The organism is Nocardia amamiensis NBRC 102102, assembly GCF_001612745.1.
GTDB classification, from domain to species: Bacteria; Actinomycetota; Actinomycetes; order Mycobacteriales; family Mycobacteriaceae; genus Nocardia; species Nocardia amamiensis.
In genome coordinates this window covers 1-16,033 of record NZ_BDBA01000085.1, presented here as the reverse complement: position 1 = coordinate 16,033, position 16,033 = coordinate 1, and the positions used below count along the sequence as shown (strand labels likewise).

Genomic DNA, 16,033 nt, shown 5'->3' with positions numbered 1-16,033 from the left:
TGTAGGAGAAAGGGCCGACAGGGTTGTTGGACAGCAGGGCTACGGCAACACGTTTTTTCGACAGGTGGCGATTCCGGGCCACCTGCGGATTCTGTCGTTGTCCGAAGTCGACTGCACGGGTGTCCGAAGTACTCTGCAACCGGGACGGAGGTCTTGCTGCTTCAGTCTTGCGTGTCTGGACGTTGTCTGGGTGCCTTGTATTCGACCCAGGGCGATTTCTTAAGATGGCCTACCTTGTCGAGTTCGACCTCGGAACCGTGGCTGAGAATGAAGTCGCCGTGCTGTTTCACCAGAGATCCCGAGCCTCCTCCATAGGTGGTGAAATGGGTGTTCTCGGTGGCGTGCACGTCGAAGCCTATTCCGGCGGAATGCAACGATTCGGCTGACTCACGTGCGGCCGAGCCGCCGGCGGGTGAACACGAAAACTGAATCAGTTTGGCGGTCGGGTTCGCCTTGACTGCCTGCTTGAAGTGCTCGTTGGAGGCGAGGATTCGCCCGTAGGTCTCTCCGTCGACGTGCGTGGGCACCCAGATGCCCCATTTCGTGAACGGGATTCTCTTTTTGACCTGGATCTGATATTTGCTTTTTCCGGCGTGTGCCCGAGCGAGCACCAGATCATCTGGCCGTGCGCCGGGCAGATCCTCCGGATTTCGGGTTGCCCATGGCGCGGGCCATGACCTGCCGCGAGCCCACTTCGGCTTGGGCGGCAGCAGCCCCTTCGGTGGCCACCAGCGTCGCGTCCTTTCGACCTGGTAGTACTCGCTGCGTGTCGACGCGAATCCGTCCATGCTGACTTTCAACGGTTTTTTGCTGTCTCTGAGTTGCGACGGAAAATTTGCTCCGACAACTCGCCCGTCGTAAAAGTCGTGTATCGGTTGGCTGCGGATTCGATCGGGCGTGAACGTGTGGGGCACCCCCGTCGCGGGGTGCACGCCCATGAAGCGGGGCGTGTCCGGATCGAGCGCACCGAACTTCGGCGCACTTTTCGAATCGACTGTCACGAGGTTGTCGACTACTTTGCGCATGTCGTTCGGGAATTCGGACGCCGTCCTGCGCAGCGCGCCACCTGCATCGATGACCGCTGTGCGAAGCCGTGCGGCCATCCGGGCCAATTCCGCAGTAAGCATCAGGGATACAAGCCTAAAGCGGTATAGCAGGCGAGAAAGTGCACCGTTCCCGCGTGCGGGAGGCGTGGCTGTTGCTGTTATCCGATTGGCCGCAGGCTGTCGGTGAGGAGCCGGAACTGCGCGGGACTGCCCGGATTGAGCAGGATGTCCACGCCGGCGGGCACGATGTCGGGCAGCGTGGCGCCCAGCACGGGCCACCATCGTTCGGCCTCGACTCGATGTTTGTGCACGGCGGCCGTGGCAACCGCGACGCACGGCACTCCGTCGGGAGCCGGCCCCACCAGGAGGTTGTCCTGGCTGTCGCATCCGATCTCCACCACGGCGTCACGCAGCGCTGCGATGATTTCACCGCCATCGACATCGGCGTCGGCTGCGACCCGTCTCAGCACAGCATCGAGGGGATCGGTCGGCAACCAGTCATCGACGGGGAGGTAGTTCGGATTGGGTTCGAAGGGACCCGGAACGCCGTCCTCGCCCACCATCCAGCCGCCGAGGATCACCTCGGGCGGGGGCAGCACCTCTGGTGTGGTTTCCTGCCAGCTCGGATCGACCAGCACCAACCAGTCGCCGTGCTGGACGACATTCGATGCCGGGTCTTTCATGTCCTACTCCTCCAGCCGATCAGGACCGGCGCCGACGACACAAGCTGTGTTCCAACGACCAGAGACTTCGCAAACCGCCCTCGATCTCACCCCCGCCGTGCCTGATAATACGGCTTGCAGCTTCGGGCCATCCGAGACAACGTAGCGATGCGCCCGTTTGGGGTAGAACACCCCGACACCCGCTCATGATCGTCTTGTGGTCGCGTTGTGCAGTCGGTCCCGGTAGATCCGGTATGCCTTGCGATCGGCGGCCGATGAGCTTTTACCGATTGTTTCGGCGGCGGCCAGTAGCGCCTGGTGGACGTGGGGCGGCGCGGTGACGCGCAGGCTGTAGCCTTGGCCGCGTCGTATTTCCCGGCCGTGTTGCAGGGCGTGGCGCTCGGTGTCACCGAGGTCGGCGACGAAACCGGTGAGGTGGCGGGCGATCTTGCCTGGCAGCTCGATTCGGATCGGGCGCGGTTCGTCGATATCGGTGGGTGTGGGTTGTTCGGGGCGGCCGGGTAGAAGGTCGGCGAGGGCGGTGCGGATGGCGACCCGGCTTACGTGGTGGCTGCGGGCCAGAGCGGCGATGCTCGCCCCTTCGAGGTATTCCTGGCGGACCTGCTCTAGCGCCCCGTTCGTGGCGATCTGTGGGCGGCGGCCGGATCTGGCGCCTTGTGCCCAGGCGGCGGCCAGGCCCTCGCGGGTGAGTTCGTTTTGCAGGTCGCGCTGGAACTGGCCGACCGAGATCAGCACGTTGACCAGCATGGTGGTGGTCGCGTCGCCCGCGGCCAGGTCGGTGATGCCCGACAGCGCCCCGGACAGCACCCGCAGCTTCACCCCGTGCTGCTGGCACCAGTCGCGCACGGCCAGGATGTCGGCGAGGTCGCGGCACAGCCGATACAGCTCGGACACCGTCAGCCGGTCACCGCCTCGCGCGTATCCCGCCAGCCGACGAAACCCGTCGCGTTGCCGCGCGGGAATCTTGGACGAGGTGGCCGGGTCGGCGAACACCCGCACGCCGTCGACGCCGTCGACCAAGCCGGCCTCGCCGAGCAGGTGGGTCTGGCGGTCGGTGCTCTGCTCGTCGGTCGATACCCGGGTGTAGACGAGTTCGGCCATTCCGGAGTCCCTTCCGTTGCCCGGTGTGTCGGTTCGCAGTTCTATCTGTCGTCAAACCCTGTCGTCAATCGGGAACGGATCGCATTGGATCGGGTGCGTCGTTACCGCATGATCCGGCTGGCGCGGAAGCCGCCTCCAGGGGCATGTCGTCAAAGGGTCATTTGACGACACCAACGGATGTGTCTTGACCGCCGGGTTCGATCCCTCGACCCCGTACCGACGGGCCATGGCCGCGAAGGAACACCGGGAGGTCATCCAGTCGCTTGTCCATCTTGCGGATCACGGCGTAGACGTCGTTGTCGCACATCGGGCACAGCCGTGTGGCGTACTCGGTCGTCGTGGGCAGGAAGTCGGTGGGGATGCCGAGTTCGACGAGAAAGTCGCGTTCGCGCTCGAAGTGCTCCAGCGTCCGGACCGACAGGGTCGCCAGCGCGAGCAGCTGCTGCGCGGTGGTCGGATCCATGCGGGCGCGGTCGATCGCTGCGGTCACCTCGGTGATCGCCTGCCTCCAGGCGGTTACCAACGGTGTCGGTCTGTCGCCCTCGTACACCGGGGTGTGCGGTGGGGTCGCCAGCGCCGAGGCGAACTCGCCGTCGGCGGTGATCCGCCGTGCCGCGACGAGGTCGAGCGCGACGGCAGCCGCGTGACGCATTGCTTCCTGCATCAGCGGATCCATCAGTTCGTAGGGTTTCCAGGTGCTCAGCCCGCCGCGCGGTCCGCGGCCGGTGGCCTGCCAGATCAGTTCGAGGCGCTGCTTGGTGTGCTGGCGGCGGCCGAGCAGGCTGACCTCGTCGAGCAGGCTGCGCAGCAGGCGCAGCCACACGGCCACGTGGACCGGGCGGCCGGGCAGGCGAACCCGGCCGGTGGCCAAGCCCTCGTAGGTGAGACGATCCAGCCGCGCCAGCGGTTCGGGAACCGGGATCGGTTGCGGGCGTTCGTGTTCAGGAAGAAGAAGCTTCCGCTTATCGCGGTCGTCGATGAGGCGGCACCCGTGCTCGGCACACCCGGTCACCAGCGGCAGCTTCCACGCCAGCGCCTGGGGCCGCGCGGGGTCGGTGGCGCAGACCGGGCAGCGCCGCTGCCGGAATGCCGGGCCTGGCATCCAGGGCCCGCGCCAGTGCCGCTCGGTCACGTGGTTGCGGCCGGCCTCGCCAGGGCGCAGCAGCACCGAGTTCTGACGCACGTAAGTGTCGAACACTTCCTGCGCTTCGAAATCGCGCACGCTGAATTTGTCGAGCAACCACGGCGTCCACCCGCCCAACGTCATGGTCTTCAGGTGCCCGGGATCGACCCCGCTCCGCTCGACCAGCGCTTTCGCCAACGGTTCAGGGACCTCCCACCGGTCGTGCTCGATCAGGTACGGGGATAGTTCGGGCACGAGCGCGGCGAGCAGTTGTTCGACCGGCATCCGGTAGATCCCGGCCAGTCGCCCCAGCCAGGACGACAGCGATTCCAAGGGGTCCGGTTGCGGATGCAGCGGCCATCGTGTGGGCGGCGCGGTCACGCCAGTTCGCGTTCGAACATCCGACGGCGTTCGGTCGGCCCGGCATACGACGCCATCACCAGCGCGCGCTGGTTGATCGCTTCCTCCCCGGACTCGACGGCAGCGATCGCGGCATCGGTCAGCAGCGCGGTCAGCTCGCCAATGGTGCCCTCGCTGCGGGTCAGCAGGTAGGTGGCCATTTCCACGGTCGCGATCGTCGATGGTCGGCGCAGCGGGAACGCGGCGGCGAAGCTGGCCAGCAACGCACACCCCTGCGCGTCGGGTTGCCACCGCGGAAGCAGGAATGGGGCGAACCGGTTCTCGAGTTGCGGGTCCGACCGGATCGCCAGATAGGCGTCGTTGGTGCCGACCCCGACCAGCGGGATCCGCAGCTCGTTGCCGAGGAACCGCAACAGGTTCAGGAACTCCCGCCGGACCGCGCTGTTGCGGCCGCCGAGGATGTTGTGCAGCTCATCGATCACCAGCACACGCACCCCGGTCGCCCGCAGCAAGGTCAGTACCAGCTGCTCGAGGTCGGCCAATCGCGGTGCGCGGGCTCGCATCGGTGCACCCAGGGCGGCCAGCAGCGCGGTGTAGAACCGGGGCACCGACGGCTCCGACGGCATCTGCAACGTCAGCACCGCGATCTGTTCACGGTCCGGATGTGACACCGGCGGATGAGTCCGGCAGAACTTCTCGATGATCATCGACTTGCCGTTGTTCGTCGGGCCGACGATCAGCAGGTTCGGCATCCGCTGCTTGCGGGGCGTGTCCAGCAGCGTTTCCAGCCTGGTCAAGGCTTCGGTGGCGCGGGTGTAGCCGATCCACCGGTCCCCACGCACGTACCGCAACCGCTGCGGGCCCGGCAGCATCGCGATCTCCCGCGCCGACGGATGCAGATGCGCCAGATCCGGATCACCGCTCACCACTACTCGATCACCTCGAACGGCTCCACCGGCCCGGCCGGCGAATCGTCGGGTGGCGGCGGCACAACCGGATTCGCGCCCCGCCGGGGTGGGGTGTTGTCCCGGCGGCGCTGCCCGTCGCGGCGGGCCTTGCGGCTGGCCGCGGTCGCGGTGTCGGTGATGTGGCGCATCTGCTCGACCATCGCGAACAGCGCGTTCTCGTCGACCTCGGTCCGGCCCTGCTCCCGCAATCGCGCTACCGCGGCGGTTTGCTCCCACACGCTGATCGCCGGGCGTGACCACGTCCGGTACGGCACTTCGAGGTATTCACCGGTGTCCGGATGCAGGGCCCAGATGCGGGAGATATCGCGCGGGTCGCGGCGCAACACGAACTTGCCGAGCAGCTCCCGCCGCGCGATCAGCGGCTTCAGAGCGTCGCAATAGTATTGGACGTGGTCGAGCCGAAATCCGCTGCGGGTCAGCGACCGCCGCTCCACCGGCAGGAAATCGACCAGGAAAGCGGTCTCGTTGGTCACTGTCGGTGGGGTTCCCTGCTCGGCGGCCAGCTCCGCCCACACCCCTGCCGGCGTGCGACCGCCCAGGCCGTCGTGCGGCTCGCCGTGGTAGCAGGCCACCGCCAGCGCCATCCACCGCTGCAATTCGGTCAGCGTGAGCACGGCTTTCGCGTCACTGTCATAGTCGCCGCGCTCACGCGGGTTGGAGAACGTGGTGCCCGGCAGCTCGTGGGTCAGCCGCATCATGGTGCCCACCAAACGTTCGACGATGCCGCCGTAGTGCGGGGCACCCAGCGGTCGGTAGTCCACGGTGATGCCGTGCTGATCACAGCCACGGCGCAAGGCCTCGCTCTTGAACTCCGTCGCGTTGTCGACATACAGCTGGACCGGTTTGCCGCTCATCGGCCACACCGCCTCCACCTCCAGCCGCTCCAGCCAAGCCCGCTTGTCGACCGCCATCTGCGCCAAACACAGGCCCACCGACGTCGCCGACGGCGCTTCGAGAGTAACCACCAGCCCCGGAACGCATTTCGATGCCTCATCGATCGCCGCAGTTACATACGGCCGGCCGATCGGCAACCGGTGCAGCTCGTCGACCACGATCACATCCGCCGGGGTGTGATCGATCTGCACCCGCTGCAGCAGCCCTTCCACCAACGGCGCAAAACCTCCCGCTGACCGCCGTGACCGGGCCGCGTCCACACCTTCCCGCGCAGTGACCACCTTCGCCTGGTCCAGCCGGCCGATCCGCCGCACCACCGCCGACCGTGACGGCGGACGCAGGCCCTTGGCCCGGCACTCGTGGGTGATCTCGCGGCAGATCACCGCCACCGAACGCCGCTGCCGCGTCAGATACCTCGTCCGCAGTACCCTCCGGACGATCGCCTCCACCTCATCGGGCAGTCGCTCACCACCGCGCCCGCCGCTCGAGGTGCCCGGCAGCAGATCCGAGGCCAGGCCGTCCCCGGCCCGCCACCGTTTCACCAGCGCATACACCTGCCGACGTTTCAAGCCCAGCTCTGCTCCGGCTTCGTCGGCGGCAGCAACGCTCACCCGATCGTTGTGCGCGAGGCGGCCGATCACCTCCGCTCGGTGCACCGCCGACTGCCAGTGCGACTCATCTGCGGTGACCACACCGCGGTCCACGGCCTTGGCCGTATCGTCGGACATACCGATGCTCTCTCGTGCACACGACTTCGAACGAAAAGCACGGTAGTGCAGACGAGTTCGCGACACGCCGATGTTCGAAGTCCACTGCAAACAGAGCCGAACCCCCAGGACAATGGTGCAGAGGAGTTCGAACGTTGACAGATTCCCTCGAATTGCCGAAGTCGGCTGCACACGTTGAGAACCGAACGATTTCTCGACAGCCTTCCGGCGCTGGAGCAGTCGCGGAGGTTCGAAGCGCCCGCGGTTCGATCGGCCGCATCAGTCAGAGGGCGTCTGAGATCTCAGTCGGCTGGCCTGTTGGTGCGGGCCAGCCGTCGGGTGAGGGTGTGGATGGCGGCGATGTAGACCATGGTTTCGTGGTGGTCGGGGTGGGTGTCGTAATCGCGGACGCATCGGCGGTATTTGACCAGCCAGCCGAATGTGCGTTCGACCACCCAGCGGCGGGGCAGCACAGTGAACCCAGTCGCGGTGTCGCCGCGTTTGATGATCTGAATAGTGTGGGCGAGGACGGATTTCGCCCAGGTGACCAGTCGCCCGGCGTAGCCGCCGTCGGCGAACACGTGCGTGATGGTCGCGAAGCGGGCCGAGACAGCGGCCAGCAGCCGGTGCGCGGCGTCGCGGTCCTGAATCGAGGCGGCGGTGACCACAACGGCCAGCAGCAGCCCGCCGGTGTCGGTGGCGATATGCCGTTTGCGGCCCTTGATCTTCTTGCCCGCGTCGTACCCGGTCGTGCCCGCGGCGACGGTGTCGGCACCGCGGACGGTCTGCGAATCGATCACCGCCGCCGTCGGCTGCGCGTTACGCCCGGCGCGGACCCGGGCACGGTCACGCAGCACATCATGGATGCGTTGCCACGCACCGGCTTTCGTCCATCTGCGGTAGATGTCGTACACGGTTTTCGCGGGCGGGAAATCGTGTGGCAGCTGCGCCCACGCGATCCCGCCGCGCGACAGGTAGAAGATCGCATCGCAGACCACCCGCCGCGGCCACTTCTCCCCCCGGCCACCGCGGCCACCGATGTTGCCCGGTGGCGGCAGCAACGGCTCCAGGATCGCCCACTCGGTGTCGGTCAGCGACGAGGACGGGTAGAACGGGCACTTCGGCGACCCGCCGTGGGTCGGGCACGACAAGCACGAACAGGTAAGCGACACTGGCACCGGGACTCTCGGAAACAACTGGATGGTGTGGTAACCCCAGTCGTACCGGGAGTCCCTCTACATATAGGGCATCACACGCCGACCAGCCACCGAGTTCCCACATGCCCGCTCAGTTCACACAGCAGAAATATTCCTTGCGAGAAATATGCCTGAGTAGGTATATTAAATGTCGTGGTGCCCGACCTGTTCTCCGTGGTGGCCGAGCCGCAGCGCCGTCGGATCCTCGAGCGGCTGCGGACCGGTGACGCGACCGTCGGCGAGCTCGTCGAGCACCTGAAGCTGCCGCAACCTGCGGTCTCGAAGCATCTGCGCGTGCTGCGTGATTCCGGATTCGTCACGTGCGAAGTGGCGGCGCAGAAACGGATCTACCGCCTCGCTCCTGGTCCCTTCGAGCAGTTGGACAACTGGCTGACGCCGTATCTACGGCTCTGGGATCGCCATCTCGATGCCCTCGCACGGCATCTCGACCGGAAGGACAAGTCCACATGACCACGCGCCGATACCAGCCCAGCCCGCTGCAGCAGGTTGATCTCCTCGGGGACGGCGACCACTGGTCGCTCGTGTTCACCCGCGACTTTCCGCAGACCCGCGACGCGGTCTGGACGGCCCTGACCAACCCCGACGAGCTGCGCGAGTGGGCCCCCTACACGGCCGACCGCCCGCTGACCACCCCCGGACCGGTCACGCTCATCATGATGGACGGCGATACGCGGCAGGAGCTGCCGGGCGAGATCGCGGTGGCCGACCAGCCGACGCTGCTCGAATTCACCTGGGGCACTGATGTATTGCGCTGGGAACTGACCGACAACACCTTCGGTACCCGCCTGCGCCTTACCCACCAGCTGTCCGATCGCGCAATGGCCGCGATGATGGCGGCAGGCTGGCACATGTGCCTGGACGTGGCCGCACTACTGCTGGCGGGCACCCCCATCGGCCCGATCGTCGGCGAGGAAGCCATGAACCACGGCTGGTCCGACCTCAATAAGCAGTACGCCGAGCGGCTGAACGTCGAACCGATCGACCCGCCAGTCGGCAGGTAACACACCAACCATCACCGGGGTCAAAGGTTCTACGCGCCGTTGGGCGGTAGAACACACGAGTTCTCAGACGCTCTCTCAGAGCGGGGGCGCGCACTACCGGATTGCAGGGCCCGAAACCGCCCACGAGTGCCGGATCCGTACGGATCCGGCGTCCGGGGCGATCTTGACCGAAAGTTCCTATTCCCATAGAGCGAGTGACGCACAATCGCTCCGTTGGCGTGCCGTCCAGCTCGCGCCCTGCATAGAATTATGTTGCGGGGCAACGGAATTGGACATCAATTCGCAGATCGCAGGATGATCTGCAGCTAAGGGGAATCAGCATGGGTGATATCGATCTGGGCTTGGCCTCCGACTGGGAAGAGGGCGACACCCACGGTCGGGTGAAGCTGCGCCAGAACCAGGTGTATCCCACCTCACCGAAGAAGGATGTCCTCATCAGCTCGCCGGTGAGCATCGAACTGTCGGTGAACACGAACTTCAGTACCTCGCAGGAGGCCGACAAGATCTACTTCACGACCCACCACGGCACCCAGAAGAAGATCATCGCCGTGCTGGACTCCAATGGCGACCTCTATGTCGCGGGTCGAGTGATCACCGGACAGACCAACTTGGGCTACTGAACCGGCGCTGCGACCGGCCGTGTGTCGTGTCGCGGGCCGGATCGGAAAAGGGGAAACGCCCTGCCGACCGTCCCACGGTCGGCAGGGCGTTTCTGCCGAACTGGCCTCCGGTCAGAAGGTTCATACTGTGAGAAGCGTCGATACAAAGGCTATTCGGCCGATATGCAGGGGTCGCATGTTGGAGCGGACGGCGGCGGCGCGCTGATCGGCTACACCGACCGCACCCCGATCCGGCCCAGCATGCTGCTGCCGGGCAACCCAGAGCGTCCTCCGGAATCCACGACCGCAGACCAGACGATGCCGTAAAACGATCGTTTCTCGACAACCGATGCGGAGCGGATCGGCCGATGGTGTCGGGTCCTCGCGTCATACTGGCGGTCATGGGGTATGAAGCCGTGCGGCCACATTCTCGCAGGGGACGGATAGGCGGAAGTTACGTGCGCGGGTCGGTCCGCTTCACCGACCGACGCGCACCGCAGCGGCCGGGGCGCTACCGGTCCCCGTACGTTCACGGCTACCGCAGTACCTCGCCTACCCCGATCTGGTGGGGTCTCGCCGCGCTCTTCGGCGTCCCGGCACTCGTGCTGGTCGTGCTGACCCTCACCCACATGGGATCTCCCGATAGGCCGGCCGACACCACCGTGGTGGTGCCCTCGACCGTCGCGCCCGCGCAGCCGGCTGCCCCGCCGAAGTCGTGCTTCCCGTTCAACTGCTGACCGCACGACGAGGCCACGGAATCTCGGGCTCAGCCCCAGGGAGTCGGCCCGGTCTGTGATTCCCAGGCTGCGAGTGCTGTTGCTGGCACGAGCAAGATTCCGACCTTGGCGGCATACGCGCGTGCTTGCGGGGTGAACGCCTGTGCGGTGGTCACCACGGCCGCTACGTCGGCGCCGTGGATGGTGTGCGCGGTTCCGCCGAACCGCTGTACGTCTTGGCTGCCCACGCTACGGCCGTTGCGGTAGCGCTTGGCTTGCAACACGATTCGGCGGCCGTCGGGTGCCCGGGCGATCACGTCGGCGCCCAGATCGCCGGATCCGCCGACCACCTGGACATCGGTGCAGCCGTCGCGGCGACACAACGCGGCCAGGGCCTGCTCGAACTCGGAGGGACTCAGCGAGTTCTGCCGTAGCGCCGCCAGCACCCGCGCGTCATCGCGAGCACGTACCCGGCGGCGATGCCATACCGCCAGCACAGCAGCGCCGGTGGCGACGGCCAGCGCGCACACCCCCGCAGAAGCGAGTACCACGGCCTGCCGTTCGGCGATGTCCGCGACCCTGGGTGCTACCACCAGCGCGGCGAGCGCGGCCATGAACACCAACGCCGCCGCGTTCGATCCGCGGCCGCGCCGACCACGTCGTCTTCCCATCCCGGTGCCCCCTCGGAGTGCTGTAAATCGATCGTTGTTCCGAACACGACCGACGCCGCAACACAGGCGGTGGGTGACCGGATGGCGATCCGGCGCAGGGAGCGGCCCCGACCCCTGTTCGGGCGAAACGGGGTCGGGGCCGCTGCCATCCTGTGGTGCACCACACCCAGGTGTGTGAGGACTCGGGCATGGCGGAAACTATTTGATCATGAATACCGTTGCCCACCAACCATTTTGATCCAAGTCACTCCGATTTATTCGCGAAAACCCATGCTGGACAGTCGGTTTGGTGCAGGCAGACAGGCGGATGCACCCAGGGGGCCCGCCTGGTGAGTGAGGTGCCGGGCGGGCTCCTGGGCGTGTAGCCATCCTCTGTGCTGTCACGAGCGGAGCCTGCCCGCGACAGCGGCAGATCATAGAGTCCCGCTGGTCAGGGTGCCTGCAACCGCGACTCACGCGTGTCTCGAGGTGTTACAGGTACCCGCCCCACCCCGGGTGGGGGCGGTTCGCGACACCGCAGGCCCGGCACCTGGAGGGACGACCGAGCCCGCGGCGTTTCGGCCAGTGCCCGAACTCGACGCTTCAGACCCCGGCCTCACCCAGGGAGCCTGCCACTGCGGGCGGGGATGTCAAGCGCCCCTGCGCGGTGTATTCCCGCTGCTCGCGACCGTTACAGGGCGCGGAAAGTCGCGCTGAGCCATTTCGGGCTGATTCGCGGTTCAGGGGTCGTTATTGATCATGACGACAGCCGTGACATCGTTACGGTTACCCGTCAGAGTTATCGCCGTGCCCGGCGACCCCCTCGCTTGCGTGGGTCCGGGGTGGCGCCGTGCCGCTGCCGGTAGTCGCGCTGCCGACATGTCGGACTGCAGTGCCGTGCATCGGCGCGCAGCCGGTTGGCTCCGGGATAGATTCGCCAACCGCACCCCGGGCAGATGATCCCGACCTCCGGCATATCGGGATCGTCGAAGGTGCGCTGCGCGGCGGTCAGCATCATCGCGTACGTCCGGCCGAACTTCTTGCGGGAACGGTACGGGCGGGCGACGCAGGCCGCCGAGCAGTAGCGGCGTCTGGGGTTGGCGTCGCGGGGCAACGGGGCCCGGCAACTCGCGCAGCGGCGCGGCCGGGGCCGGGACCGGCGGACCACTCTTCGATTCTTCCCCGGTCGGTTGCTCGGTGCAGGGCCGATTTCTGGACCTCGCGGGGGCATCGATCGGACTGCGACGTGTCGGGGGGTGGGCGTAGGGTGCCCCACCATGCCCTACTGGCTGCCTGACTGGGCAGAATCGCATTTGCGGGGTGTGACCCGCGAGGAAGTCGACCAGGTGCTCACGGCGCGCCGACGGTGGCCGCGTCCATCGACGGGCGGCCCGATCCAGGTCACACTGATAGCAGCACGAACCGCATCAGGCAGGCCCGTGGTGGTCGCGGTCAAGCAAGTGGCTGCATTCGAGTCGCTGGTGGTCGCGGCCGGTGAGCTGGCCGGTGCGGATCTGGCCGCGTTCGAGAAGTGGGAGGCTGAGGCAGATGAGCCATACGAGGGATGACGCCGCCGACGCGGTGTACCGCGAGCTCGTCGACGCCTTCGGCGAGGACTGGAGCATCGACGACTTCCGGCCCGGCCCGGACGCCGCACCTGTGGAGGTGGAGCGGCCGGAGCAGCCCGGCGAGCTGATCGTCACCCTCACCGTGCAGCTGCGCATCCCGCTGTCGATCGAGCAGCGGCTCATCGACCGCGCCGAGGCCGCCGACGCCAGCGTCGCCGAGCTGGTCTCCGAATGGGTGACCGCCGAGGCCGCCGCCGACGACACCATCAGCCGAGACGAGATCCTGGCGCTGCTCGCCCGCCGGCATCGCCGCTCAGCCTGACCCGCTACACGACGAAGGGCCCCACCGCTCTGGGGCCCTTCTGCTCTGTCGGGGACTGGGGGCTTCGATCTGAAACCCGGCTCAGGGTGGGGACGAATGATTCATCAGAGGTTCGGAAACCTCGGAAGATGGTTGAGAAGAGTTGCTTCGCCGTTGCCCACAGCGCTGATCCCCTCGTGGAAAGTGCGCGAGCGCCTTCTGGAAGGTACCCCTGAAGTCCCCCATGGCATGGGCGATGCCAACACGTCGAGCGGAACGCGTCGAACAGCGGAAACGCGGCGGAAACTCCACCACCTCACCACCACCGAAATCACTGACTCACCCGCGCTCAGTCGAGCGTGGCGAAGTCCGGCGAGAAGGGCAGCGGAAAGAAGTAGCTGTGGGTCCGCACACCCACTACCTGCGCCTGATCCCTGGGCAGAGTGTTGACCAACAAGAAGAGGCCCCGCCGTGGCGGGGCCTCTTGGCTTACTCGGATGAACGGTTACAGCAGGTCGGGAAAGAACGACCAGCGCACGTCCTCACCCGAGGGCAAGCTGACGTAGCGCAGCAGCGGGTGCCCGCAGTCGCAGCAGGTAGCGGCCTCCCACAACCCGGTCCGGCCGATCTCGCGGGTCGCGTTGGCGATCTTCACGAAATGCTCCTCGCCGCGGTCGCGGCATCCCGGTCCGAGCAGCTGCAAGGCTTCGGTCTGGGTTTCCGGGATCCGGGCGAACCGCAAACCGACCCGCAGCGTGGTGCAGGCTGTGCGGGCGTCGATGCCGAGCCATTGCCGCATGAACGCGACGTCGAACACCTGCGGGCGGCGAAACCCGCTGTCCAGCTGGGTGATTGTCGCCTCCAGCGGGTCGGTGCCGGGTCCGAGGATCTCGGCGGCGCGGATGCCGAGATCCAGCAGGTGTTCCCAGTCCGGGAGCACGGTGGCGGTCGTGGGGGTCATCGGTTGTCCTTCCCTGCGGGTGGCGGCAGCGGCGGGTACCAGCACGGTGGCGCCGGTGACGGGACTCAACGGGGGCAGCTGGCGGCGGGTCACGACCGTGCTCCCTGCTCGCGTTTGCGGCCCAGCTCCACGCCCGTGCCGGGGGCGGTGCGGCGACCGGTCGGCGCCTGGGCTGGTGTGGTGGCTGTTCCGCAGGGGTGGGCTTGGGCGAGGGCGGTCAGCCGCATCGCGTTGGCCTGCTCGCGGTCGAGCGCCGGCCGTGACGCCGCGGGCAGCGGCCGCGTGTCAGGGTCGTGCTGGCGCTGACTCGCCGGGGTGGCCGAGTACAGCCGCTCGCGCCAGTGCTGCTCGCGTCCGGCGCGGGTCTTGCCGTGCTTCCCGGCGGCGTGCACGCCCTGGTCGACCGCGGCGCGGATCTTCACCCGGGTCGGTGTATCGACTTCGGCGGCGCGCAATGCCCGGCCGAGAAGGTTCATGTTTTCGTCGAAGTTGCGGCGGCTGTCGGCGAGCTGCGCGGGGGTGAGCCCGCCGCGGGCCAGGGCGTCGATGTCGTTGCGCACCGCGTCCAACGCCCATCCGGGATCGGTGCGCAGTGACATGTCCACGCCAGGGCCGATGAGCTGGGTGACCGCGTCGGCGGTGCGGACGCTGATTTCGTGGGCGGCGTGGCCGTGGCGGGCCAGGTCGACGCGGCGCTTGCTGCGTTCGTCGCACAACAGCAGCTCCGGCAGGTTGCGGTCGTCGACGCGGCCGAGGTCGATGTCCGCGACCAGCGCGGTGAGCGCAGCCTTCTCCGCCGGGTGTAAACCCTCTTTGGTGAGCATCGCGGCGATGACGACGCGGTCGCGGCCCATGTCGGCGAGCATGGCCTGAATGTCGTCGTCGAGCTGGAGCCCGGTCTCGGTCGTGGCGTCGTCGGCGTAGGCGGCCACCTCGCGGGCGTCGCGGGCGAAGTCGCGGATGCGGTCGGTGAGGTTGTCGCGGTCGATCCAGTCCGGCCACGGATCCATATCCACGTCGTCGTGGCCGTCGCGGATAGCGAACCCGACCTCGCGCACCGTCAGTTGGTCGTCGGAGGTCATCACGTCGACCTCGCGGGAGATGATCGCGCCGAAGCTATCGCCGCGTTCGGCGAATCGCTCCAGCAGCTCGCAGACGCGGCCACGCACCTCGTGGGCGGGGTTGACCAGGATCGGGGTGTTGCTCAGATCGGTACCGCTGGTGTCACCGCGCAGGTAGTCGACCACATGCTCCACCCCGGCCTGGACGGTGTTCGACGCTCCGGCGTCGGCGAGAGCGGCCGAAAGCTGGGCGCGTCGGGCCTTCTCGGTGGCGAGATACATTCCGGCGGTTTCCGGGGTAGGTGGCTCGCCGTGCCAAGCCATCACCGCGTCCATCACCCGCCCATCCAACGCCCGCGCCGCCAAGACGTCGACGGCAGCGGCCTGGCGGTCGAACACCACGCTGGCCTCGCTGAAACGCTGCCAGGTCTCGGCGTCGAAATCCGGGTCGATACTGACGTCGTTCTCGTCGACGTCGATGACCACACCGAAAGCTCCCCGGTAGTGGCCGGTCAGCTCATCCACCCGGCGCGCGGCCACCTCCGCCAGTTCGGGATCCGCCGCCCACACGATCGCGGCGGTCAGGACCTCCATCGCCGATTCGCGCCCGGAGGCCCAACTGAACCGGGTGAGCTGGGCTTCGGCCATTGCCCGCGCGCTGTCGATGTCGACTTGGGCATCTGAGTTACCCATGGCGGCATCGGCGGCGGCCTGATCGAGCTCGAATGCCTGCTCGTCTGCTTGGCGCAGCGCCGCCGATGCCAGCAGATAGGCCATCTTCTGGCCGTGGCCGGCGGGCACACCCAACCGCGGCTGTTCATCGGTGGCGCCGGACGCGACCGAGGTGACGTAGTCGGCGAGACCGGCATCGATCCGCCCGGCCGCGTGCAGCTGGGCAACTTCGTCACCGATCGCCGCCAGTTCGGCGGCCCGGTCGGGGAAAATGTTGTCGGACATGGTGTTTCCTCCCTCAAAGCGGGTTGGGGTTGGGTCGGCCCACCTGGGGCCGGGATCTACTTCTCGGTGCAGCTCGCCGCGGTCGACGCCATGCCGTTCGGCGGCGCGGGCCTGATGGGG

18 protein-coding genes are annotated in these 16,033 nt (G+C 67.2%); 8 read left to right on the top strand and 10 right to left on the bottom strand.

Going from position 1 to position 16,033, the window contains the following annotated elements:
- Positions 1-161: 161 nt before the first annotated feature.
- The 7 genes from NA4_RS17485 to NA4_RS17455 form a co-directional block, all read right to left on the bottom strand.
- On the bottom strand, positions 162-1,127 hold the full coding sequence (locus NA4_RS17485; RefSeq protein WP_157129093.1) for a hypothetical protein: 966 nt from the start codon (positions 1,125-1,127) through the stop codon (positions 162-164).
- A gap of 77 nt (positions 1,128-1,204) precedes the next feature.
- Positions 1,205-1,729 carry a type VII secretion system-associated protein gene (locus tag NA4_RS17480; protein WP_067470759.1) on the bottom strand — a complete coding sequence of 175 codons (525 nt, stop codon included), beginning with the start codon at positions 1,727-1,729 and terminating at the stop codon, positions 1,205-1,207.
- A 183-nt stretch (positions 1,730-1,912) separates the two neighbouring features.
- A complete protein-coding gene (locus NA4_RS17475) occupies positions 1,913-2,830 on the bottom strand; it encodes a recombinase family protein (RefSeq protein ID WP_067470757.1) in 918 nt (305 codons plus the stop codon).
- Between the two features lie 157 nt (positions 2,831-2,987).
- Positions 2,988-4,334 (bottom strand): TniQ family protein, encoded by a 1,347-nt coding sequence (locus NA4_RS17470; RefSeq protein ID WP_067470754.1) that lies wholly within the window; start codon positions 4,332-4,334, stop codon positions 2,988-2,990.
- On the bottom strand, positions 4,331-5,239 hold the full coding sequence (locus NA4_RS17465) for a TniB family NTP-binding protein (protein WP_245671441.1): 909 nt from the start codon (positions 5,237-5,239) through the stop codon (positions 4,331-4,333). Before NA4_RS17465 ends, NA4_RS17470 begins: the two co-directional genes overlap by 4 nt.
- 2 nt (positions 5,240-5,241) lie before the next feature.
- Positions 5,242-6,903: a TnsB C-terminal domain-containing protein gene (locus NA4_RS17460; protein WP_067470752.1), complete on the bottom strand. Its 1,662-nt coding sequence runs from the start codon at positions 6,901-6,903 to the stop codon at positions 5,242-5,244.
- Between the two features lie 281 nt (positions 6,904-7,184).
- The gene (locus NA4_RS17455) at positions 7,185-8,033 is read right to left on the bottom strand and encodes an IS5 family transposase (RefSeq protein WP_067470750.1); all 849 of its coding nucleotides are present in this window, start codon (positions 8,031-8,033) and stop codon (positions 7,185-7,187) included.
- Between the two features lie 198 nt (positions 8,034-8,231).
- Between NA4_RS17455 and NA4_RS17450 the strand changes: the two genes are divergently transcribed.
- The 5 genes from NA4_RS17450 to NA4_RS17435 all read left to right on the top strand — a co-directional run bounded on the left by NA4_RS17450 (position 8,232) and on the right by NA4_RS17435 (position 10,436).
- The gene (locus NA4_RS17450) at positions 8,232-8,549 is read left to right on the top strand and encodes an ArsR/SmtB family transcription factor (protein ID WP_067470748.1); all 318 of its coding nucleotides are present in this window, start codon (positions 8,232-8,234) and stop codon (positions 8,547-8,549) included.
- Positions 8,546-9,100 (top strand): SRPBCC family protein, encoded by a 555-nt coding sequence (locus tag NA4_RS17445; RefSeq protein WP_067470746.1) that lies wholly within the window; start codon positions 8,546-8,548, stop codon positions 9,098-9,100. Before NA4_RS17450 ends, NA4_RS17445 begins: the two co-directional genes overlap by 4 nt.
- Before the next feature lie 320 nt (positions 9,101-9,420).
- Positions 9,421-9,720 (top strand): DUF6342 family protein, encoded by a 300-nt coding sequence (locus NA4_RS17440; RefSeq protein WP_067470744.1) that lies wholly within the window; start codon positions 9,421-9,423, stop codon positions 9,718-9,720.
- 162 nt (positions 9,721-9,882) lie between these two features.
- On the top strand, positions 9,883-10,026 hold the full coding sequence (locus NA4_RS40465) for a hypothetical protein (RefSeq protein WP_157129092.1): 144 nt from the start codon (positions 9,883-9,885) through the stop codon (positions 10,024-10,026).
- A 74-nt stretch (positions 10,027-10,100) separates the two neighbouring features.
- Positions 10,101-10,436: a hypothetical protein gene (locus tag NA4_RS17435; RefSeq protein WP_157129091.1), complete on the top strand. Its 336-nt coding sequence runs from the start codon at positions 10,101-10,103 to the stop codon at positions 10,434-10,436.
- Positions 10,437-10,465: 29 nt separating this feature from the next.
- On the opposite strand, the gene NA4_RS17430 is transcribed toward NA4_RS17435, so the two are convergent.
- On the bottom strand, positions 10,466-11,086 hold the full coding sequence (locus NA4_RS17430; RefSeq protein WP_067470741.1) for a restriction endonuclease: 621 nt from the start codon (positions 11,084-11,086) through the stop codon (positions 10,466-10,468).
- A 935-nt stretch (positions 11,087-12,021) separates the two neighbouring features.
- On the opposite strand from NA4_RS17430, the gene NA4_RS43265 reads away from it, so the two are divergent.
- The 3 genes from NA4_RS43265 (at position 12,022) to NA4_RS17420 (ending at position 12,955) form a co-directional block, all read left to right on the top strand.
- Positions 12,022-12,150 carry a hypothetical protein gene (locus NA4_RS43265; RefSeq protein WP_281180025.1) on the top strand — a complete coding sequence of 43 codons (129 nt, stop codon included), beginning with the start codon at positions 12,022-12,024 and terminating at the stop codon, positions 12,148-12,150.
- 192 nt (positions 12,151-12,342) lie between these two features.
- Complete coding sequence (locus NA4_RS17425; RefSeq protein WP_067470739.1) at positions 12,343-12,633, top strand: hypothetical protein; 291 nt, start codon at positions 12,343-12,345, stop codon at positions 12,631-12,633.
- Positions 12,614-12,955, top strand: a complete 342-nt coding sequence (locus NA4_RS17420) for a hypothetical protein (RefSeq protein ID WP_067470737.1) — start codon at positions 12,614-12,616, stop codon at positions 12,953-12,955. The genes NA4_RS17425 and NA4_RS17420 overlap by 20 nt, the downstream gene beginning before the upstream one ends.
- A 484-nt stretch (positions 12,956-13,439) precedes the next feature.
- Here the strand turns inward: NA4_RS17420 and NA4_RS17415 are convergent, their stop codons facing one another.
- Both NA4_RS17415 and NA4_RS17410 read right to left on the bottom strand, forming a co-directional pair.
- The gene (locus NA4_RS17415; protein ID WP_067470735.1) at positions 13,440-13,988 is read right to left on the bottom strand and encodes a hypothetical protein; all 549 of its coding nucleotides are present in this window, start codon (positions 13,986-13,988) and stop codon (positions 13,440-13,442) included.
- Positions 13,985-15,913, bottom strand: coding sequence for a hypothetical protein (locus tag NA4_RS17410; protein WP_157129090.1), 1,929 nt, complete (start codon positions 15,911-15,913; stop codon positions 13,985-13,987). The genes NA4_RS17415 and NA4_RS17410 overlap by 4 nt, the downstream gene beginning before the upstream one ends.
- Positions 15,914-16,033: the final 120 nt, after the last annotated feature.